The following is a 19,307-nucleotide window of genomic DNA, read 5'->3' as shown; positions in this document are numbered from 1 at the left end:
CTCGGCGCTGCGCGCCGATCCACCTTCTCCCACAAGGGGAGAAGGGAAGAACTGCTCCCTCAATGCCCCTCGAACCCGATCAGCGTCCGCACCGGCACACCGAGCGCTTCCAGCTTGGCGCGCCCGCCGAGGTCCGGCAGGTCGATGACGAAGCAGGCGGCGAGGATATCGGCGCCGATCTGGCGCAAGAGCTTGACCGCCGCCTCCGCCGTGCCGCCAGTGGCGATCAGGTCGTCGACGAGGATCACCTTCTCTCCAGGGGCAACGCCGTCCTTGTGCATCTCCATTTCGTCGAGCCCGTATTCCAGGCTGTAGGCGACGCGCACGGTCTCGTAAGGCAGCTTGCCCTTCTTGCGGATCGGCACGAAGCCGGCCGAGAGCTGGTGGGCGACGGCGCCGCCAAGGATGAAGCCGCGCGCCTCGATGCCGGCGATCTTGTCGATCTTCTGACCGGCATAGGGATGCACCAGCTCGTCGATGGCGCGGCGGAAGGCGCGCGCATTGCCAAGCAGCGTCGTGATGTCGCGAAACAGGATGCCGGGCTTGGGATAGTCCGGAATGGTGCGGATCGACGCCAGCAGCGTGTCTTCGAGCGAAGGTTTCATGAGACGGCTCTCCGGATGATCCAACTGACAGGCGTGAAAGGCGGCGGGGTCCGATCGTAACCCGGCGCGACCGACAACGGCTAGCGCGATGTGGCGGCTGAGACAAGCCGCATCGGCAAGGGATCGATCTCGCCGACCCAGCCATATTCCGCATCCGCATGATCCGCGATGGTCCGCCCGACGCCGACTATCTGAAACGGAGATTGGAGCGCGACAATTGTCCGATCGAACTGCAGCCCATCAGCTTCATGCCGCGTTCGACCTCGACCCGCATCTGCTCGAGCGCCCTTTCGACACCCGGTTGGCCGGCCGCCGCCAGAGGAAACATATAATAACGGCCAATGCCGACGGCCTTGGCCCCGAGCGACAGTGCCTTCAGCACATGGGTGCCGCGCTGCACACCGCCATCCATGATGACGTCGATCTTGTCGCCGACGGCATCGACGACCTCGGCAAGCTGGTCGAATGCCGCCCGCGAGCCATCCAACTGCCGCCCGCCATGGTTGGACAGCACGATGCCGCTGCAGCCGATATCGACGGCGCGTCTGGCATCCTCCACCGACATGATACCCTTGAGGCAGAACGGACCCGACCATTGCCTGACCATCTCGGCGACATCGTCCCAGGTCATCGACGGATCGAGCATCTCGGTGAAGTAGCGGCTGATCGACATCGTGCCGCCGCCCATGTCGACATGTTCGTCGAGCTGCGGCAACTTGAAGCCCTCATGGGTGAAATAGTTGATTGCCCAAGCCGGCTTCAGCGCGAACTGCGCCATGCCGGCAAGGTTGAGTTTGAAGGGAATGGCAAAGCCAGTGCGCTTGTCGCGTTCGCGATTACCCCCGGTGATGCTGTCGACGGTCAGCATCATCACTTCTACGCCAACCTGCCTTGCCCGCTGCATCATCGCCCGGTTGAGGCCGCGATCTCGGTGGAAGTAGAACTGGTAGATCTGCGGGCTGCCGCTGATCCTGCGCACCTCCTCGAGGCTGACGGTGCCGAGCGTGGAAACACCGAACATCGTGCCGTATTTGGCCGCGGCTTTGGCGACCGCCCTCTCGCCCTGATGGTGGAAAAGCCGCTGCAGGGCAGTCGGCGAGCAATAGAACGGCATAGCCAATTTCTGGCCCATGACGGTCACCGACATGTCGATCTCGCTCACCCCGCGCAGGACGTTGGGGACCAGGTCACAGCTTTCGAAACTTGCGGTGTTGCGGCGATAAGTGACCTCGTCATCGGCCGCGCCATCGATGTAATTGAAGATCGGCCCCGGCAGCCTTTGCTGTGCCATCCGCCGGAAATCGGAAAAATTGTGACAGTCGCTGAGCCGCATCATCGATTTCCAAGGCCATGGCGGACGAAGCCTTTGCCACTGTTGAAATATCAACCAGATGCGGCCATGCCAACGGACTAATTGCTGAGTTCCCCGTAGTGCACGGCCGTGAACACGAAAAGGGGCGCCTGAAGCGCCCCTCTCTGCCGAGATTGCCGACGAACGCTACATGCCGAGGTCGGAACGCAGCTCGGCCCTGGCCACCTCATATTCGGCCTTGAAATCGTCCCGGTTAAGCAGGACCGCGGCAATGACGCTGCCGGAAATCTTGCCCATCTCGACATCGGACGGATAGTGGATGCCGCCGACAACGCGGTTGTGGGCGTATTCGGCCGCGCGCGCCATGATCTCGGCGCGCCTCTCCGGAACCATGTCGGCAAGGATGATGCCCATCATGGTGCCGACAGTGGCGTGGCCGGACGGCCAGGAGCCGGAGCTCGACAGCTTGACCGCCGGCTTGACGAGCTCGCTGAGCTGGTGCGGGCGCGGACGCTTCCAGATATCCTTGGCCGGGTCGACGACAGCACCTTCAGTGGCGGCGACGCGATCGAAGAAGGCGCTGAATTTCGGCAGCTTTTCCGCACTGAAATTCGGCCCCATCACATCGGCGAAGCGCCAGACATTCTCTTCGGCATCGGCGACGGCACGGGCCTCCATTTCGGGCGTGCGCGTCACCTGCAGCGTCAGCACCTCGCCGAGTTCGGCCTTGGTCTCGGCCGAATCGTTCGCCGGTGGAGGCGGCAGGATCATCGTCAGGTCGACATCCTTGTTGGTGACGAAGGGTTTTGCGTCTTCGGCCTGGGCGGCCGAGCCGATGACCAGCAGCAGCAGACCAGCCGCGAGCGATGCGTATTTCTTCATGGAGCGATCCTTTGTTCGAGAATGCCGCAGGATCGCCAGATGCGGTGACGGCCATGTGACATGACCGTAACCGGACGCAAAAAGGGCGCCTCTCGGCGCCCCCTGCATTTCGCTATGTCCGCCCGCTCAGTGGGCGATGCCTTCCCACACCTTGCGCTTGGTCAGATAGACCAGCGCGCCGAACAGCAGCAGGAACACCAGCACGCGGAAACCCATTTTCTTGCGGTCTTCCATGTGCGGCTCGGCGGCCCATGTCAGGAAGGCGGCCACGTCGCGGGAATACTGGTCGACGGTCTGCGGCGAGCCGTCATCATAGGTCACCTGGCCGTCGGAGAGCGGCTTGGGCATCTTCAGCGACACGCCCGACATGAAATACGGATTGTAGTGCGTACCCTCCGGGATGACCATTCCAGCCGGCGGCGTCTGGTCGTAGCCGGTCAGCAGCGAATGGATATAGTCGGGGCCGCCCGCGTCATACTGGGTGAAGATGTCGAAGACGAACTGCGGAAAGCCGCGCTCGACGCCGCGCGCCTTGGCCAGCAGCGACATGTCCGGCGGCGCAGCGCCACCGTTGGAGGCAGCGGCAGCTTCTTCGTTGGCGAACGGCGCCGGGAAATGGTCTGACGGCTTGCCGGGACGGTCGAACATGTCGCCGGCATCGTTGGGGCCGTCATGAATGGTGTATTCGGCGGCCAGCGTCTTGATCTGGGCGTCACTGTAGCCGAGGTCCGACAGCGTGCGGAACGCTACCAAATTCATCGAATGGCAGGCCGAGCAGACTTCCTTGTAGACCTTCAGGCCGCGTTGCAGCTGCGCCTTGTCATAGGTGCCGAACGGGCCGGTGAAGCTCCAGCTCATCTCCTTCGGCTCGTCGATCGGGAAATGCGTCGGTGCGGCTGCATTGTGCGCCTCTTCGGCGGCGAATGCCCAAGTGCCTCCAGTTCCAACGCCGGCGGCCACAAGGCCGATCAGCGCCAGCGAGGTGAGAATCTTTTTCATGCCAAATCCCCTTAGATTCTCTACCGCTCTGTCTTCCTGTTTGAGCATGATCTCTGGACAAACGGTTCCGTTTGTCCGGGAAAACCGGTTCCCACTTTTCGGGATCATGCTCTAGCCCTTGGTCTCTGGTGCGGCCGTGGCGCCCGCCGGATGCCCGCTGCCGCCCTTGTTCTTCTCGAGCACCGCCTCGGTGATCGAATTCGGCACCCTGCGTGGCGTCTCGATCAGGCCCAGCACCGGCAGCGCGATCAGGAAGAAGGCGAAGTAGAACAGCGTCGCCATCTGCGCCATGAACACATAGCTGCCTTCCGCCGGCTGCGAGCCCAGCCAGCCGAGCAGGATGGCATCGGCCACGAACAGCCAGAAGAACAGCTTGTACCAGGGCCGGTAGACCGCCGAGCGCACCTTGGAGGTGTCGAGCCACGGCACCAGGAACAACATGACGATGGCGCCGAACATGCACAGCACGCCGCCGAGCTTGGAGTTGATCGGCCCGATGTTGAAGGTGATGGCGCGCAGGATCGCGTAGAACGGCAGGAAGTACCATTCCGGCACGATATGGGCCGGGGTCTTCAGCGGGTTGGCGACCGTATAATTGTCCGGATGGCCGAGATAGTTCGGCAGGTAGAAGACGAAATAGGCGAAGAAGAACAGGAACACGATCATGCCGAACGCGTCCTTGATGGTCGCGTAAGGGGTGAAGGCGACGGTGTCGGTCTTCGATTTGACCTCGATGCCGGTCGGGTTTGACTGGCCCACGACATGCAGCGCCCAGACGTGCAGCACGACGACACCGGCGATCATGAAGGGCAGCAGGTAATGCAGCGCGAAGAAGCGGTTGAGCGTCGGGTTGTCGACGGCGAAGCCGCCCAGCAGCAGCTGCTGGATCCAGTCGCCGACCAGCGGAATGGCGCTGAAGAAGCCGGTGATGACGGTCGCGCCCCAGAAGCTCATCTGTCCCCATGGCAGCACGTAGCCCATGAAGCCGGTCGCCATCATCAGGAGGTAGATGATGCAGCCGAGGATCCAGAGCAGTTCGCGCGGAGCCTTGTAGGAGCCGTAATAGAGGCCACGGAAGATGTGGATATAGACGGCGACGAAGAAGAACGAGGCGCCGTTGGCATGCATGTAGCGCAGCAGCCAGCCGGAATTGACATCGCGCATGATCTTCTCGACCGAGCCGAAGGCGAGATTGGTGTCGGCCGTGTAGTGCATGGCCAGCACGATGCCGGTCAGGATCTGCGCCACCAGCATGATCGACAGGATGCCGCCGAAGGTCCACGCATAGTTGAGGTTGCGCGGCACCGGATAGGCGACGAAGCTGTCATAAACCAGCCGCGGCAGCGGCATGCGGGCGTCGAACCAGCGTTCGATACCGGTCTTGGGCGTGTAGGTCGAGTGTCCCTCGCTCATCGAAATATCCCCTGCCTCAACCGATAAGGATCTTGGTATCGGAAATGAACTTGAATACCGGCACAGCCATGTTCTCGGGCGCCGGGCCTTTGCGGATGCGGCCGGCGGTATCGTATTGCGAGCCGTGGCACGGGCAGAACCAGCCGCCGAAATCGCCTTCCTGGCCGAGCGGAATGCAGCCTAGATGGGTGCAGACCTGAACCATCACCATCCAGGCTTCCTTGCCGGGCGTGGTGCGGTTGGCGTCGGTCGCCGGCGCGTCGGCCGGAAGGTTGGCATTGCGGGCGATCGGATCCTTGAGATCGGAGAGCTTGACGGCCTCGCCGTCCTTCATTTCCTGTTCGGTGCGGTTGCGCACCACGACCGGCTTGCCGCGCCACTTGACGATCAAGGACATGCCCGGTGTCAGCGAGGCAACATCGACCTCGACCGAGGCAAGCGCCAGCGTCGAGGCATCGGGGCGCATCTGGTCGATGAAGGGCCAGGCAACGGCGCCGGCGCCGACCACGGCTGCCATGCCGGTGGCGACGTAGAGAAAATCTCGACGGTTGGGATCGTGGGTATCGGTTGCGCTCACGGGTGCCTGATCCTTTCGCCTCTTCCGCGCCGGTGGCCGAGCCTGTTCCCCGCTCAATCACGCCAACCCGACAGCGCATGGCGAACAGGCTAGCGAATTCCTCCGGCATTTGGACTTCGGTTTATGCGTGAAGCCCGTTTTTGTCCAGACGGGTGAAGGCACAAGGGCAGATTGTCGCGGGGACAAAATCCGCCACTGCGCGGCAAGGCGGCGAATGGTCGCAAAAGGCGGCTAAACAACCGGGAAACAACCGCAAATCCAATGCCCCGGCTCGCCTCGACACGGGACGCCGGTGTGATCTATCCTTGCTTGCATGGCACACGTCATCGATCGCGAGGAATGGGCCGTTCGCCCCGACCGCTGGAAGGGTGAACTGCAGTGCGGCGCCTATGGCTCCAACTCCTGCCTGATCTTCAATCACCTGCCCGATGTCGGCGGCGGCCCCCGGTTGCACTCCCATCCCTACGCGGAGATCTTCATCATCCGCCAGGGCACCGGCCTGTTCACGGTCGGCGACCAGGAAATCGAGGCCACCGCCGGCCAGGTCCTGATCGTGCCGCCCCACACGCCGCACAAATTCACCAATCTCGGGCCGGGGCCGCTGGAAACGACGGACATCCACGAGAACGGCACGTTCATCACCGAATGGCTGGAGTGAATCCGGCATAGCCCTGTCGAGTTCCCGATTGCCGCCTAGATCTATGGCGTGGCATCGGGCCAGGACGTGCAGGACATGCGAACCTCAAACATCGAAATCGAAGGGCTGAGCATCGCCATCCGCGAGGCAGGCCCGGCCGATGCGCCTGCCTTCCTCCTGCTGCATGGGTGGCCGCAAAGCTCCTACGCGTTCGAACGCGTGATCGGCCGGCTGGCCGCCGACTACCGGGTCGTCGCACCCGACCTGCCCTGCATCGGCGGCTCGCAAGGCATGCCCAAGGCCGGCGACAAGAAAACCCTGGCGAGGCTGATGAGGGGCGTTGCCGAGGCTTGCGGGCTGCGCCAACTCGTGGCCGCCGGCCATGATGTCGGCGGCCAGATCGTGTTCGCTCTGTTGCGTGACCATCCCGACAGTCTTTCTGGCGCGGCGATCATGGATGTCGTCGTTCCGGGTGTCGCGCCGTGGGAGGAGGTCATTCGCAATCCAATGATCTGGCATTTTGCATTCCATGCCGTCCCGGCATTGCCGGAAACGCTGGTGAGCGGCCATCAGAGCGCCTATTTCGACTTCTTCTTCAATGCGCTTTCGAAGGACCGGGCATCGATCCCCGCCGAGGCCAGGGAAATCTACGCAAGAGCCTATTCCCGGCCGGAAAGCCTTCAGGCCGGCTTCGACTGGTACCGCGCCTTCCCCGAAGACGCCAAAGCCAACGCCCTTGCGCCCAAGCAGCCGATCGCGATCCCGGTGCTGTATCTGAGGGGGGCGGCCGAGGCCGGCGACATCGGCGACTATGTCGACGGGCTGCGGGCGGCCGGGCTGTCGAACGTAGAGGGCGACATCATCGCGGGCAGCGGACACTTCGTTGCCGATGAGAACCCCGAAGCGCTCGCAACGCGCCTGGCGAGATTCCACAGGGAAATCAGCGCTGCAGGCTTCGGCCCTACATGGCGCCAAGCCTGACCAGCACGGCTTTCGGGATGTTGTATTCGCGGATCACCGCCTCATGTCGGCGAAGGCCGCACAGTTCGCGCTGGATGAAGTAGGCATGCACCGCCTTGGCGGCCTCTTTCAGGAGTGTCGAGCGTATCTGTTCGTCGGCATTGTCGCGCAACCGTGCCAGCGTTTCCTCGACCTTCTGCCCGGCGCGGCCGAGCGCAGCCGCCTTCTCGGCCAGGATCTCGTGGCCAAGCGCATCGAAGGCCGCTTCGGCAGCGGCAGCGCTCGTCGAACCAGAAGGGGGGCGTAGAGACATCAGCGGGCCTCCAAGTCCTTAGCTTCGGGAAAAGATAAAATAGGGCCGAAATCATATCTCCAAAAATCGACCGCGGAAATAACGTGTCCATCCGAGAACGCGGACACTAAGACGCCCATACCGTCGACATCCGTGTAGGCAAAATCGGAGATCAGTCGCGCCTTAGTTGTCAAGGAATGGCCAACAGCTACAGCTTCGAAGCTTCCCATGTCCCCATCGTCCATTTTTGTAAAGGAGACTGCTGCCGGCACGGAAAGTCCAGAATGGTCGGAGAGGAACTTAAGCAATTCCAACCGGAGCTCATTGAGCACTTCAGTCTCTAGCGGCAAGACAATAGCCATCAAACCTACTCCGCCGGCCGTGTCTCTTCCAGCACGCTTTCCTCGTGATAGAGGAAGCCGCCGGACTGCCGTTTCCACAGCCGCGCATAAAGACCGTCGAGCGCCACCAGTTCGTCATGCGTGCCTTGCTCGACGATGCGGCCGCCATCGAGCACCACCAGGCGATCGAGGGCGGCGATCGTCGACAGCCGGTGGGCGATGGCGATCACGGTCTTGTCCTGCATCAGCCGCGTCAAATTTTCCTGGATCGCCGCCTCGATGTCGGAATCGAGCGCCGAGGTCGCCTCGTCGAGGATCAGGATTGGCGCATCCTTGAGGAAGACACGTGCGATTGCGACGCGCTGGCGCTGGCCTCCCGAAAGCTTGACGCCGCGCTCGCCGACAAAGGCCTCGTAGCCGGCCCGGTCCCTGTTGTCGCGCAGGCCAAGGATGAACTCGTGCGCCTCGGCCTTCTTCGCCGCCGCGATCACCTCCGCATCGGTCGCATCGGGCATGCCGAGCTTGATGTTGTCGCGCAACGAGCGATGGAACAGCGCCGTGTCCTGGCTGACGACGCCGATATTGGCGCGCAGTGAATTCTGCGTAACGTCCGAAACGTCCTGGCCGTCGATGGTGATCGAGCCGCTCTCCAAATCGTAGAGCCGCAGGATCAGATTGGCGAGCGTCGTCTTGCCGGCACCCGACGGTCCGACCAGCCCGACTTTCTCGCCCGGCTTGACGACAAGGTCGATGCCGTTCAGCACCCCGAACCCCTTGCCGTAATGGAACTCGACGTTTTTCACGTCGATGCGGCCGCCAGCCACGACAAGTTCTTTCGCATCGGGCGCGTCGATGAGCCCGAGCGGCTGCGAGATCAGCGCTTTGGAGTTCTCCAGCACGCCGAGATTTCGCAAGATGCTGTTGAGCTGCATCATCAGCCGGCCGAGCAGCATGTTGAGCCGAAGCACCAGCGACAGCGTGAAGGCGACCGCGCCGACGGTGATCGAGCCCTCGACCCAGAGATAGACGGCAAAACAGCCGATCGCCGTGATCATGATGCCCGACAGCGTCGTCAGCGCCATGCGCACCCCGGTCAGCCGGCGGGTGAAGGGGCGCAGCGCGTCGAGATAGATGTCGAAGCCGTTCCTGATGTAGCGGTCGTCGCCGTCGGCCGAGAACAGCTTCAGCGTCTGCACGTTGGAATAGGAATCGACGATGCGCCCGGTGATCATCGAGCCGGCCTCGGCCGTCGCCTCGGCATGCTTGCGGATCGCCGGCAGGTAGAGCTTGGCCAGCCAGCCGAAGGCGGTGATCCAGATCACCACCAGCACAGCGAGCCTGAGATCGAGCCCGGCGACCAGCGCCAGCGTCGTCACCGTGTAGACGACCATGAACCAGACCACCTCGATGAAGCTTTCCATCAAATCGCCGGTCGCCTGGCCCGCCTGCCACACCTTGGTGGCGATGCGGCCGGCGAAATCATTCTGGAAGAAGGCATAGGACTGGCGCGAGACGTGCCGGTGCGCCTGCCAGCGCACCAGATTGTAGAAGCCCGGCGTGATCGTCTGTTCGTCGACCAGCGCCGACAGGCCGACGACGATGGTGCGGACGACCAGCACCACCACGATCATGAACACCAGCTCCGGGCCGGCAGCGGTCCACAACGCATGCCAGCTGCGCTCGCCGGGAAGCTGGTCGAGAATATCGACCAGCCGCCCGACGAAGTAGAACAGGCCCGCCTCGACCAGCGGCGCGATGCCGCCGATCACCAGCATGGCGAAGAAGGCGAATTTCGCCTGGCCGACATAATGCCAGAGAAAGCCGGTGACGCTTGAAGGTGGCCGAAGGCTCGACGGCTCCCTGAACGGATAGACCCAGTTCTCGAACCAGCGATAGACGGCTGTCATCATGCGGCGGTCATCATTCTGCGGCTTGCCCCTTGGCACCGATGTCGTTGGCAACGAGGTCGTTGGCGGCGTCGACGGAGCTTTCCTCGAGCAGGAAGCCGCCCGACTGGCGTTGCCAGAGCTGCGCATAGAGCCCGCCCTTGGCGACGAGTTCGTCGTGCGAACCCTCCTCGATGACGCGGCCCTGGTCCATCACGACCAGCCTGTCCATCGCCGCGATGGTCGACAGCCGGTGCGCGATGGCGATGACGGTCTTGCCTTGCATGAGCTTGTAGAGATTCTCCTGGATGGCCGCTTCCGCCTCGGAATCCAGCGCCGATGTCGCCTCGTCAAGGATAAGTATAGGCGCATCCTTCAACATAACGCGAGCAATGGCGATGCGTTGCCGCTGGCCTCCGGACAATTTGACCCCGCGGTCGCCGACATGGGCGTCGAACCCTTTGCGGCCATTGTGGTCCGAAAGCCCGCCGATGAAATCCAGCGCCTCGGCTCGCCGCGCCGCCTCGACAAGCATCTCGTCCGACGCGTCGGGCCGGCCATAGAGGATGTTATCGCGCACCGAACGATGCAGCAGCGAAGTGTCCTGCGTGACCATGCCAATCTGGGCACGCAGCGAATCCTGCTTCACACCGGCGATCTCCTGGCCGTCGATCAGGATCCGGCCGCTCTCCAGGTCGTAGAAGCGCAGGAGCAGATTGACCAGCGTCGACTTGCCGGCGCCCGAGCGGCCGACGATGCCGACCTTCTCGCCCGGCTTCACCGCCAGCGACAGGCTCTCAATGACGCCCTTCTGCTTGCCGTAATGGAAACGGATGTCCTCGAAGCGGATTTCACCACGGGAAACGGCGATCTCCTTCGCACCGGGCTTGTCCTCGACCAGGCGCGGCAGCGAGATCGAGGCAATGCCGTCCTGCACCGTGCCGATGTTCTCGAACAGGCCCGACATTTCCCACATAATCCACTGCGACATGCCCCACATCCTGAGCACCAGGCCGATGACCACGGCCACCGCGCCGATCGTCACCGCTTGCCCCATCCACAGCCACAGCGAGATGGCGGTGACCGAGAACAGCAGCAAGGCGTTCAGGATGTAGAGCGAACCGAAAAGCACCGTCACCAGCCGCATCGACCGGTAGACCGTGTCGAGGAAGCCCATCATGCCTTCCCTGGCGAAGGAGGCCTCGCGGCGCGAATGGCTGAACAGCTTGACCGTCTGGATGTTGGTGTAGCTGTCGACGACGCGGCCCGTCATGGTCGAGCGCGCATTGGCCTGCTCCTCGCCGACCTTGCCGAGGCGCGGGATGAAAAAGCGCAGCAACAGGATGTAACCGACCAGCCAGACGCCCAGCGGCGCCGCCAGCCGCCAGTCGGCCGAGCCGACGATGAACAGCATGCCGAGGAAATAGACGACGACGTAGTTCAGCACGTCGATCAACTTGATGACACATTCGCGCACGGCGAGCGCCGTCTGCATCAGCTTGGTGGCGATGCGGCCGGCGAACTCGTCCTGATAGAAGCTCATCGATTGCTTGAGCAGGTAACGGTGCACCTGCCAGCGGATGCGCATGGGATAATTGCCCATCAGCGTCTGCTGGTTGAGCAGCGAATGCAGCCAGACGGTGCCCGGCAGCGCGAACAGCACGATGAAGGCCATGCCGGCGAGCTTCCAGCCTTCCGTCTGCAGGAAGGTTTCGCGGTTCTGCCCCGACAGCCAGTCGACGATGCGGCCGAGGAAACCGAACATCCACACTTCCGCGATGGCGATGGCCGTCACCAGCACCGCATCGGTCAGGATATAGGGCCATGCCCCGCGCGTATAATGCAGGCAGAAGGCCACCAGCGTCTTGGGCGGCTCGACCGGTTCCGCTGCGGGGAATGGATCGAGCCTTCTTTCAAACCAGCTAAACAACAACATAGGTCATGCTCGTGAAATCTGTTTCCCGCTTACGCGGCGTGGCGACGTACGAAGTCCCCGGGCCGTGTGGCGCCGAGGGCCGACGGTCCGGAATCATCCGGACCGCCGGCCCTGCTTCGCGCTATATAGGGGCTCGCGGGCTTTTCGCCGACAGGCTCGTTTGTCGATCCTGACGGTGCGGTGTCGACGAGCCGGATTTTCGCGCCCGGCCGGATCAGCCGGATAATCCGGCGCACCAGCGAGGGCCGGCCCGGGTCGGGAACCGCACGCGAAAAATCGACATCCGGCAGCATGCCGCGATGCGGCCGGCGGCGGACTTCGGCGTGGACTGCCGACGAATAGGTTTCCCCGATCAGCAGAGCCCAGGTCGCCATCTTGCGCTCGTGCAGGCTTCTTGAACCGGGTATTCTGTAGGGATCGAACATTGGTCCGTCCTCCATGTGAAGATGTGATAAAAAAGGCGAAGCAAGTTCGACCACCGGCATTCGGCCGGAGGTGCGCATTGCCTCGGTCAGGGCATGACTGAACGAATCGGTCTGGACACGACAAGTGTCGGTCCGGACATGCTCAGCTTGGGCGTTCAGCCCTTTTGACTTTTTGAAAAACATCGCAGGATTCCTTCGAGTGCCGAAAAATCGTTTCGGCGGGAATCGGTGCGATCAAGTCTTAGAGAGTCAGGAGAATCGTCGTACCGAAACCGCCGTGGGGCGTACTGGCCCACAGGAGAGGCGCTGGATGTGCATGGTCATCATGAGTTACCCCTCCATCGGTTCGGGTTGACAATGCCGGCCGTATACCCGACTTCGCAGAAAATGGCCACCCGCAGGTCCAGGAATTTCCAAAACCGCGAGGTCGCTGTGGCCGATCTGCCACTTATTAGAAAGACGCGGAAATGAACTGTCGTCTCCGCATCGCGCTCTACCAGCCTGACATCGCCGGCAATACCGGGACAATCCTGCGCTTCGCCGCTTGCCTCGGCCTTGGCGTCGACATCATCGAACCGGCCGGCTTCCCGCTCTCCGACAAAGCGCTCAGACGCGCCGGCATGGACTACCTCGAAATGGCTGCCCTGACCCGGCATGTCGACTGGGACGCCTTCGAGGACTGGCGCAAGGTGCATGCGAAACGGCTGGTGCTTCTGTCGACCAAGGCCACGGCCCCTTACACCGAATTCGCCTTCGCCCGTGGCGACATCCTCCTGTTCGGCCGCGAATCCGCAGGCGTGCCGGATCCGATCCATCAGGCCGCGGACGCGCGGCTGACCATCCCCATGCAGGGTGGCGCGCGCAGCATCAACGTCGCGCTTTCCGTCGCCATGGTGGCTGGCGAAGCCGTCCGGCAGCTCGGATAGCGGTTCGCCGGCAACGCCGTTTCCAGTCATTTTCACCCAGGCGCACATCGCCTTCTCCTGTCATTTGCTCCATCGGCATTTCTTCGCTACAAGCTCAACTCAACTTGAGGTCAAGCGGAAAATGGGAAATGGCTCCAGCAGCGGAACTGACGGTCGGCCAGGTGGCCATGCGCAGCGGCGTGGCTGTATCGGCATTGCACTTCTACGAGGCGCGCGGGCTGATCCGCAGCCACCGCACGTCTGGCAACCAGCGCCGCTACGGCCGCGACGTGCTGCGGCGGGTGGCAATCATCAAGGTCGCGCAGGAGGTCGGCATCTCGCTGGCCGAGATCGGCGCGGCACTTGAATCGTTACCTGAAGGCCGTACGCCGACGCGAGAGGATTGGAATCTGCTTTCAACGGCTTGGCGCGATAGCCTCGACCAGAAGATCAGCCAGCTAAAGAAGCTGCGCGACGGCCTGACCGACTGCATCGGCTGCGGCTGCATGTCGATCGACAAATGTCCGCTCAGGAACAAGGGCGACAGGCTGGCAAGGGAAGGAACGGGGGCGAGAAGGCTGGTGCCTCAGACACCTTAACTTAATAGGCAGATTTCGATATCAACGCGAACATCCATTTGACATCAATTCGCTTCGAATCCGTCAAAAGCTACTTTACGTCAAACGCATAGACAGTGACACCATCCGATATTACTAATCTAGTAGATTTTCATTTGTCATGGAAATCGGGGGCGAATTCGGATGAGCGGATTTTTTAAAAAATACTGGGCGATAATTTCTGCCGTATTTTCAAGCTCGTTTTTCCTATTTATTTTGATTTTCTGCACATTTTATGCGTTTAACGGGAATAAGTATTTTATAGATATAAATATCTCCTTTGACGGATCGGGTAATAATTGCCATTTTATATCACCCGAGAAAATTTCCGACATCGTCTCAATACGGTCAAATAGATACATCAGAGATGCAGTATCCGAGAAAAAAGACATATCTGGCTTTGGATCCTTAAAAAATCCAGACAAGTCGACAGAGTTACTCCACGAGTATTACAATTCAAACAGCTACGCAAAATTAATTGGATATATATCGTCCGTTGACGTAAAAACTATCGAGATTATATTGCACATAGACGAGAAGTGTAATCCGACACGGTACGAAGTATTTACAACGGACTTTCAGGCCACCTCAGGCTTATCTGGTCTAAACTATGTGGATGAGATATCGAAAGGAGTCATCTCAGCCTCCGATGAGTATTATAGCCTATACAATACCTCAAAGTTTGATACGGATTTTGTGCGGCAAAGAGCTTTGGCCAATATCGCTGAGAATAGAGACTTGAAGTGGTATACGAATCTGATTGGCATCACATACGCGGCCGATCGTAAAAAATTAACCGATGAAAAAAATAGCCGTAAGCTTCTGGAGAAGGCGTTATTTTGGTTCACCGAATCACTAAAGTACGACAAAACATTCTTTCCTGCGATGGCAAATAAAATAGACGCTGAGATCATTTTAGATAACTATTCCGATAATTCATTTGATGCCGGCGCAAAAGAGCTATTGAACACGTATTACATGTATCCGGGAAAGGGATATATAGGATATGCAGGCATTCTGTACTACGAGGAAGTGTTCGGCATAAATGGCGGCAATGTCACGATTAATAAACAAAAACTGAATAAAATTCAATTATCTAGAGATTTCATTGAAAGAGAGATCTCTCTCTATGGGGGAAATTCCGATCTCTACGGGACACTTTCTAGAATTTACGGTTTTTTCGGAAAAGCGGATACGAAGGAAAAATACGACTATTTGATAAAATCACAGAGTTCAAGTCGACGTCTGTAGCCTCAATCCGCCGCCGGCAACCGCCTGATGGTGAATTCGATCAAATCCCCCGGTCGTTCGAACCAGCTTTCGATCTCGGTCCAGTAGGCCTGCTTGGGGAAACGCTCGAACCATTCCTTGGCCTTGAGCCGCGCATCGGAGCGCGGCAGCACGAAGGTCTCGCGCAGGAAACCGTCGCGCGGCATGCGCTCGCGTTCGGCTCGGCTTTGGTCGAGCCTTTTCTTCAGGCCATCCAGCGGCGGTCTTGCCGGGGTGCGCACGAAACCACTCCTTGCACCTGGCGCATGACCCCGAAAGCGGGTTCGGAAAGGATCATGCGCAAAACCAAAGTGACTTGACCCTGTCCCTTAAGAGATTAGGGATCGCGCCCGGAAAAGACGAGTCTTTTGTCGACTCGGCCGACCCGCAACCGGAGACAGCACTTGGAACGACCTGAAATGCCACTTGGCCTGCCCGCCGACATCGAAGAGAAGAAGATGAAGGCACGCCTGTGGTTCGAGGCCTTGCGCGAACGCATCTGCGGCGCCTTCGAGCAGATCGAACAGGATCTCCAGGGCCCGCTGGCCTCATGGGCGCCGGGCCGCTTCGAAAAGACGCCCTGGGAGCGTGACCAGGGCAAGGGCGGCGGCGGCACCATGTCGATGATGCATGGCCGCGTCTTCGAGAAGGTCGGCGTCCACACTTCGACTGTTTATGGCGAGTTCTCACCCGAATTCAGGAAGCAGATACCCGGCGCCGAGGAAGACCCGCGTTTCTGGGCCTCCGGCATTTCGCTGATCGCGCATCCCTGGAACCCCAACGTCCCGGCGGTGCACATGAACACGCGCATGGTGGTCACTTCCAGCCATTGGTTCGGCGGCGGCGCCGATCTGACCCCGGTGCTCGACCGCCGCCGCACCCAGGACGACCCCGATAGCATCGCTTTCCACCGCGCCATGCAGTTCGCTTGCGAAAAGAACGCTGGCGTCGCCGACTACCCGAAATTCAAGACCTGGTGCGACGAGTACTTCTATCTGCCGCACCGCAACGAGCCTCGCGGCACCGGCGGCATCTTCTTCGACTACCTGCATTCAGGCGAAGCCGCGGGCGGCTGGAATGCCGATTTCAACTTCGTCCAGGATGTCGGGCGATCTTTCCTGGTCGTCTACGGCCATCTCGTGCGCGCCAACTTCAACGAGAACTGGACCGACGGCGACCGCGACGAACAGCTCATCCGCCGTGGCCGCTATGTCGAATTCAACCTGCTTCACGATCGCGGCACCATCTTCGGCCTGAAAACCGGCGGCAATGTCGCGTCGATCCTGTCCAGCCTGCCGCCAGAGGTCCGCTGGCCGTAACAAGATGGTGAGCGTGATGTGAGCCGTATTGATGTCCCATTCCCGGCGAAATGGGCATGGAATGTGGCACGGGGTCCTGCGAAAATTTCTTTTTCGTCTAATAGGCACTTGAAAAGATTGGTCTAATTCTTGTGCCGGGTCGGGAAGCGCCGGTGGTTTGCTGAGCGCAATTCCGAGAAAGTGGGAAACGGGTTTTCCGTTCGGAATTGCGTCGAAACAAGCGGGCCGCGACTCGACGCAACCGGACGGCCCAAGACGATGCGGGACACCTCGTCAAAAGGATGCCCGCTCTTTCCAGGAGTACTTTGCGATGCGCAAGATCATTGTTTCGGCCGCCGCGGCGGCCTTGCTCGCTTCCGGTTCGGTAGCATTCGCCGCCGTCAAGCACACCACCGGCACGGTCAAGACCTTCGACGCGACAGCCATGAGCCTGGTTCTTGACAACGGATCATCTTTTACGCTTCCCAGCACCTTCAAGGATCCTGGCCTGAAGGTCGGTGAAAAAGTCAGAATCTCATGGGACACGAGCGGCAAGAACAAGATTGCCGAGTCGGTCAAGATCATGAAGTGACGACCAACCCGCCCGGGCTGGACGAGACGATGTCCGGCCCTGCCCTGGGCCAAGCGTAAGAGGGCGGAGCGGAACCGCTCCGCCTTTTTGTGGTTGACCGCAACCAATATCACCCCATCTGTGTTATGCTTTCCACCCGCTCAGGCTGCGAAAGTCCAAGCCCGGAATTCGGAACCTGGGCCAAGAAAGCACCGGAGCCTCGCCCAGGCTCCACGGAGGAAAAAGGGAGAAATCCGATGAAGGAATTCCACTGCGGGTCGCTCGTTCCCGGCTGTGACTGGCACACCCGTGCCGGCGAGGAAGCCGAGGTGATGCGCCGTGCCGTCGAGCATATGCGCGAGACACATGGCGAGACGATCATCCGCGAGACGATGATCGAGGCGATTCGTTCACGCATCGAGAAAGTCCGCGACGCCGCGTAAGCTGTGCGCCGACCTTGACGCCCGCCATTCGCTTTGGCGTTGTGGGCGCTTTGATACATGGCACCGCACCTGCTCCGTATTGCGACGACGAGATGTTGCAGGAAATCGCTTCGACGCGGTGCACGTCACCTTGTGAGTAAAAAAATATATTCCCTCCAGCTAAAATAAACCCCGCGGTAACCCAACCGGTGCCACTGTCGGCCGGACAATCCGGGTACTGTGGGCTGCCAGAGAAGCCCGTCGCCACCAGGCACTGATCCGGATCGGTGGGGTGGTGAGGTGGGTTCGCGCATGGGCGAAAAGTCCGGCAGTCGACTGAGCTCCTGCACAATGGCGCTCGTTTCGTGCGCGCTCATTGGCGCATCGCCGGTTGTTGCCCAGGAATTGACGACATCGTTGGTCGACGTCCATCAGGGCTCGCCGCTCAGCGATCGCGCGCGAGGCTTGGGCAATGGCGGTTACGAATTGCAGAGCGGAAACCGGGTATCGTTCAACCAATGGTACCGCGCAAGCTGGGTCGATATGCACGTGGACCTCATCACCCAGATCACCCAGGACACCGGCATCCTTTGGGGATTTGGGACCGGGGAACAGGGCGAGAAATACAGGATCGAGCCCAGCCTCAAGCTTGGTTTCCTCACCCAGGTGCATCCGAGCCCGAACAGCACCCTTTCCCTGTCGCTTACCACCGTGATCGGCGGCAAACTCACCGAAAAATCCTGCCAGGCCGACTATGGCGACCTCGGTACCTACAGCGTCAATTGCCGGCTTGCGGCCAGCCAGATGGCTCCTGAGGAAACGTTGAAATATCTGGTTAACGCTAAACCGGAGAGCCAGCATCTGTGGCTGAACTACCGTGTTACTTTCTGATCGCCGAAGGCCATGGATTGAAAAACCGCGGTTCGCGATCGCCCGTACCAGTTTCTTGTTTGATCGGAGTAGGAACATGCCAGCTAGACATTTGAAATTCGGTATCGCCATGGCCTTCGCCATGCTGTCGGCGCCGATCGCGTCGGCCCAGCAGGCCCCCGATGCCGACGAGATGGCCGCGCTGTGCCATGGCGGCCTGTCCATATGCGTAAGCGCAAAGATCCCGGCCGCGCGCACGCAAGCAGCAACAACACCAGGGTGGATGAGCCCCGACGTCGGTGCCGCGTGGGCCGCGGGTTACAAGGGCAAGGGCGTCACGATTACGATCGTTGACGATTTTTCCAGTACATCGCGGTTCTCCGGCAACTTTGGCATTGGGGTGCAGACCCAGCGGCACGGCGAATGGACACGCGAAGAAGCCTCCATGATTGCCCCCTTGGCAACCATAAGGTCGAAAGACTTCACAACCAGCTCGGCGGTGACGCTGGCGCCTGGCCTGAACGTGCTCAATCTGAGTTATGGCATGTACGCTACAGCGGGCTACAGCCCGAACCAGATTGGATGGAGCGCCGAGGAGGCTTCGATCATCTCTTATGCCACCAGAGGGTCAGCCGTTGTCTCCAAGGCAGCCGGCAACGACTCCGTTGCCGTGGGCGGTGTCACCAATGGCCAGCAGGACTATCTCGACCTCGCCCTGGTCGGCAAAGCGTCAGCGATCTTCGTCGGTGCGCTGTCAACGAACGGCACGACGTCAAACCCGGCCCAGCTCGCCTGGTACTCCAACTACGCCGGATCCAATCCGCTTGTGCAAAGCCATTTCCTTGTAGTCGGTGTCGACGGGAGCAAGACGGGCCTTTATGGCACGTCCTTCGCCGCGCCGATCATTTCAGGCTATGCGGCGATCATCGGCAGTAAATTCACCAAGGCCACGCCGACCCAGATCACCAACGATCTGCTCAACACGGCTCGTACCGACACGCTGGTCAACTATAGCGCCTCCACCTACGGCAAGGGCGAAGCAAGCCTTTCGCGTGCCTTGGCTCCCGTGGCCATCAGGTAGATGGGCCGC

General features: G+C 60.6%; 22 protein-coding genes. 10 read left to right on the top strand and 12 right to left on the bottom strand.

Going from position 1 to position 19,307, the window contains the following annotated elements:
• Positions 1–59: 59 nt before the first annotated feature.
• From LB568_RS20615 to petA, 6 genes are all read right to left on the bottom strand, one after another.
• Positions 60–605 (bottom strand): adenine phosphoribosyltransferase, encoded by a 546-nt coding sequence (locus LB568_RS20615; protein WP_013893474.1) that lies wholly within the window; start codon positions 603–605, stop codon positions 60–62.
• 187 nt (positions 606–792) lie between these two features.
• Complete coding sequence (locus LB568_RS20610; protein WP_224731129.1) at positions 793–1,938, bottom strand: alpha-hydroxy acid oxidase; 1,146 nt, start codon at positions 1,936–1,938, stop codon at positions 793–795.
• Between the two features lie 165 nt (positions 1,939–2,103).
• A complete protein-coding gene (locus tag LB568_RS20605; protein ID WP_224731128.1) occupies positions 2,104–2,799 on the bottom strand; it encodes an acid phosphatase in 696 nt (231 codons plus the stop codon).
• Between the two features lie 126 nt (positions 2,800–2,925).
• Positions 2,926–3,798 (bottom strand): cytochrome c1, encoded by an 873-nt coding sequence (locus LB568_RS20600; RefSeq protein WP_041164091.1) that lies wholly within the window; start codon positions 3,796–3,798, stop codon positions 2,926–2,928.
• A 111-nt stretch (positions 3,799–3,909) separates the two neighbouring features.
• Positions 3,910–5,211 (bottom strand): cytochrome b, encoded by a 1,302-nt coding sequence (locus LB568_RS20595; protein WP_013893470.1) that lies wholly within the window; start codon positions 5,209–5,211, stop codon positions 3,910–3,912.
• 16 nt (positions 5,212–5,227) lie between these two features.
• The gene (gene petA, locus LB568_RS20590) at positions 5,228–5,788 is read right to left on the bottom strand and encodes a ubiquinol-cytochrome c reductase iron-sulfur subunit (RefSeq protein WP_013893469.1); all 561 of its coding nucleotides are present in this window, start codon (positions 5,786–5,788) and stop codon (positions 5,228–5,230) included.
• A gap of 313 nt (positions 5,789–6,101) precedes the next feature.
• Here petA and LB568_RS20585 point away from each other — a divergent pair, with 313 nt between their 5' ends.
• Both LB568_RS20585 and LB568_RS20580 read left to right on the top strand, forming a co-directional pair.
• Positions 6,102–6,446, top strand: coding sequence for a cupin domain-containing protein (locus tag LB568_RS20585; RefSeq protein ID WP_013893468.1), 345 nt, complete (start codon positions 6,102–6,104; stop codon positions 6,444–6,446).
• A 75-nt stretch (positions 6,447–6,521) separates the two neighbouring features.
• Positions 6,522–7,406 (top strand): alpha/beta fold hydrolase, encoded by an 885-nt coding sequence (locus LB568_RS20580; RefSeq protein ID WP_013893467.1) that lies wholly within the window; start codon positions 6,522–6,524, stop codon positions 7,404–7,406.
• On the opposite strand, the gene LB568_RS20575 is transcribed toward LB568_RS20580, so the two are convergent.
• The 5 genes from LB568_RS20575 to LB568_RS20555 are packed head-to-tail and all read right to left on the bottom strand — an operon-like array spanning position 7,387 to position 12,265.
• Positions 7,387–7,698, bottom strand: a complete 312-nt coding sequence (locus tag LB568_RS20575) for a DUF6665 family protein (protein ID WP_013893466.1) — start codon at positions 7,696–7,698, stop codon at positions 7,387–7,389. The two genes, LB568_RS20580 and LB568_RS20575, sit on opposite strands and share 20 nt — an antisense overlap.
• Positions 7,698–8,039 (bottom strand): DUF6984 family protein, encoded by a 342-nt coding sequence (locus LB568_RS20570; protein WP_013893465.1) that lies wholly within the window; start codon positions 8,037–8,039, stop codon positions 7,698–7,700. The genes LB568_RS20575 and LB568_RS20570 overlap by 1 nt, the downstream gene beginning before the upstream one ends.
• A gap of 5 nt (positions 8,040–8,044) precedes the next feature.
• Complete coding sequence (locus LB568_RS20565; protein WP_013893464.1) at positions 8,045–9,928, bottom strand: ABC transporter ATP-binding protein; 1,884 nt, start codon at positions 9,926–9,928, stop codon at positions 8,045–8,047.
• A 10-nt stretch (positions 9,929–9,938) separates the two neighbouring features.
• The gene (locus LB568_RS20560) at positions 9,939–11,840 is read right to left on the bottom strand and encodes an ABC transporter ATP-binding protein (RefSeq protein WP_013893463.1); all 1,902 of its coding nucleotides are present in this window, start codon (positions 11,838–11,840) and stop codon (positions 9,939–9,941) included.
• A gap of 29 nt (positions 11,841–11,869) precedes the next feature.
• Positions 11,870–12,265, bottom strand: coding sequence for a hypothetical protein (locus LB568_RS20555; protein ID WP_013893462.1), 396 nt, complete (start codon positions 12,263–12,265; stop codon positions 11,870–11,872).
• Between the two features lie 467 nt (positions 12,266–12,732).
• On the opposite strand from LB568_RS20555, the gene LB568_RS20550 reads away from it, so the two are divergent.
• The 3 genes from LB568_RS20550 (at position 12,733) to LB568_RS20540 (ending at position 15,038) form a co-directional block, all read left to right on the top strand.
• Entirely contained in the window at positions 12,733–13,191 is a 459-nt protein-coding gene (locus LB568_RS20550; protein WP_013893461.1) for a tRNA (cytidine(34)-2'-O)-methyltransferase, read from the top strand.
• Between the two features lie 128 nt (positions 13,192–13,319).
• Entirely contained in the window at positions 13,320–13,769 is a 450-nt protein-coding gene (gene soxR / locus LB568_RS20545) for a redox-sensitive transcriptional activator SoxR (RefSeq protein ID WP_013893460.1), read from the top strand.
• A 162-nt stretch (positions 13,770–13,931) separates the two neighbouring features.
• Positions 13,932–15,038 carry a hypothetical protein gene (locus LB568_RS20540; protein ID WP_041164088.1) on the top strand — a complete coding sequence of 369 codons (1,107 nt, stop codon included), beginning with the start codon at positions 13,932–13,934 and terminating at the stop codon, positions 15,036–15,038.
• A 2-nt stretch (positions 15,039–15,040) separates the two neighbouring features.
• On the opposite strand, the gene LB568_RS20535 is transcribed toward LB568_RS20540, so the two are convergent.
• On the bottom strand, positions 15,041–15,298 hold the full coding sequence (locus tag LB568_RS20535; protein WP_013893458.1) for a hypothetical protein: 258 nt from the start codon (positions 15,296–15,298) through the stop codon (positions 15,041–15,043).
• Between the two features lie 162 nt (positions 15,299–15,460).
• On the opposite strand from LB568_RS20535, the gene hemF reads away from it, so the two are divergent.
• From hemF to LB568_RS20510, 5 genes are all read left to right on the top strand, one after another.
• Positions 15,461–16,375 (top strand): oxygen-dependent coproporphyrinogen oxidase, encoded by a 915-nt coding sequence (hemF, locus tag LB568_RS20530; RefSeq protein ID WP_041164087.1) that lies wholly within the window; start codon positions 15,461–15,463, stop codon positions 16,373–16,375.
• 157 nt (positions 16,376–16,532) lie between these two features.
• Positions 16,533–16,946, top strand: coding sequence for a DUF1344 domain-containing protein (locus LB568_RS20525; RefSeq protein ID WP_224731127.1), 414 nt, complete (start codon positions 16,533–16,535; stop codon positions 16,944–16,946).
• A 236-nt stretch (positions 16,947–17,182) separates the two neighbouring features.
• On the top strand, positions 17,183–17,368 hold the full coding sequence (locus LB568_RS20520; RefSeq protein WP_013893455.1) for a DUF1059 domain-containing protein: 186 nt from the start codon (positions 17,183–17,185) through the stop codon (positions 17,366–17,368).
• 291 nt (positions 17,369–17,659) lie between these two features.
• Positions 17,660–18,238, top strand: a complete 579-nt coding sequence (locus LB568_RS20515) for a hypothetical protein (RefSeq protein WP_013893454.1) — start codon at positions 17,660–17,662, stop codon at positions 18,236–18,238.
• A gap of 109 nt (positions 18,239–18,347) precedes the next feature.
• Positions 18,348–19,298, top strand: a complete 951-nt coding sequence (locus tag LB568_RS20510; protein WP_224731126.1) for a S8 family serine peptidase — start codon at positions 18,348–18,350, stop codon at positions 19,296–19,298.
• The last annotated feature ends 9 nt before the right edge of the window (positions 19,299–19,307 follow it).

It is taken from the genome of Mesorhizobium sp. B263B2A, from assembly GCF_020165775.1.
GTDB lineage: Bacteria > Pseudomonadota > Alphaproteobacteria > Rhizobiales > Rhizobiaceae > Mesorhizobium > Mesorhizobium opportunistum.
Note: the sequence above shows the minus strand (reverse complement) of the source record. Positions and strands in the feature narration are given on the sequence as shown.

Bases quoted from the DNA above. Each gene is read 5' to 3' on its own strand.
- LB568_RS20580 (WP_013893467.1), top strand. From the start codon at position 6,522: ATGCGAACCTCAAACATCGAAATCGAAGGGCTGAGCATCGCCATCCGC.
- LB568_RS20565 (WP_013893464.1), bottom strand. From the start codon at position 9,928: ATGATGACAGCCGTCTATCGCTGGTTCGAGAACTGGGTCTATCCGTTC.
- LB568_RS20615 (WP_013893474.1), bottom strand. From the start codon at position 605: ATGAAACCTTCGCTCGAAGACACGCTGCTGGCGTCGATCCGCACCATT.
- LB568_RS20510 (WP_224731126.1), top strand. From the start codon at position 18,348: ATGGCCTTCGCCATGCTGTCGGCGCCGATCGCGTCGGCCCAGCAGGCC.
- LB568_RS20560 (WP_013893463.1), bottom strand. From the start codon at position 11,840: ATGTTGTTGTTTAGCTGGTTTGAAAGAAGGCTCGATCCATTCCCCGCA.
- LB568_RS20610 (WP_224731129.1), bottom strand. From the start codon at position 1,938: ATGCGGCTCAGCGACTGTCACAATTTTTCCGATTTCCGGCGGATGGCA.
- LB568_RS20520 (WP_013893455.1), top strand. From the start codon at position 17,183: ATGAAGGAATTCCACTGCGGGTCGCTCGTTCCCGGCTGTGACTGGCAC.
- LB568_RS20600 (WP_041164091.1), bottom strand. From the start codon at position 3,798: ATGAAAAAGATTCTCACCTCGCTGGCGCTGATCGGCCTTGTGGCCGCC.
- LB568_RS20605 (WP_224731128.1), bottom strand. From the start codon at position 2,799: ATGAAGAAATACGCATCGCTCGCGGCTGGTCTGCTGCTGCTGGTCATC.
- LB568_RS20595 (WP_013893470.1), bottom strand. From the start codon at position 5,211: ATGAGCGAGGGACACTCGACCTACACGCCCAAGACCGGTATCGAACGC.
- LB568_RS20550 (WP_013893461.1), top strand. From the start codon at position 12,733: ATGAACTGTCGTCTCCGCATCGCGCTCTACCAGCCTGACATCGCCGGC.
- LB568_RS20570 (WP_013893465.1), bottom strand. From the start codon at position 8,039: ATGGCTATTGTCTTGCCGCTAGAGACTGAAGTGCTCAATGAGCTCCGG.
- LB568_RS20540 (WP_041164088.1), top strand. From the start codon at position 13,932: ATGAGCGGATTTTTTAAAAAATACTGGGCGATAATTTCTGCCGTATTT.
- LB568_RS20585 (WP_013893468.1), top strand. From the start codon at position 6,102: ATGGCACACGTCATCGATCGCGAGGAATGGGCCGTTCGCCCCGACCGC.
- soxR (WP_013893460.1), top strand. From the start codon at position 13,320: ATGGCTCCAGCAGCGGAACTGACGGTCGGCCAGGTGGCCATGCGCAGC.
- LB568_RS20555 (WP_013893462.1), bottom strand. From the start codon at position 12,265: ATGTTCGATCCCTACAGAATACCCGGTTCAAGAAGCCTGCACGAGCGC.
- LB568_RS20575 (WP_013893466.1), bottom strand. From the start codon at position 7,698: ATGTCTCTACGCCCCCCTTCTGGTTCGACGAGCGCTGCCGCTGCCGAA.
- LB568_RS20515 (WP_013893454.1), top strand. From the start codon at position 17,660: ATGGGCGAAAAGTCCGGCAGTCGACTGAGCTCCTGCACAATGGCGCTC.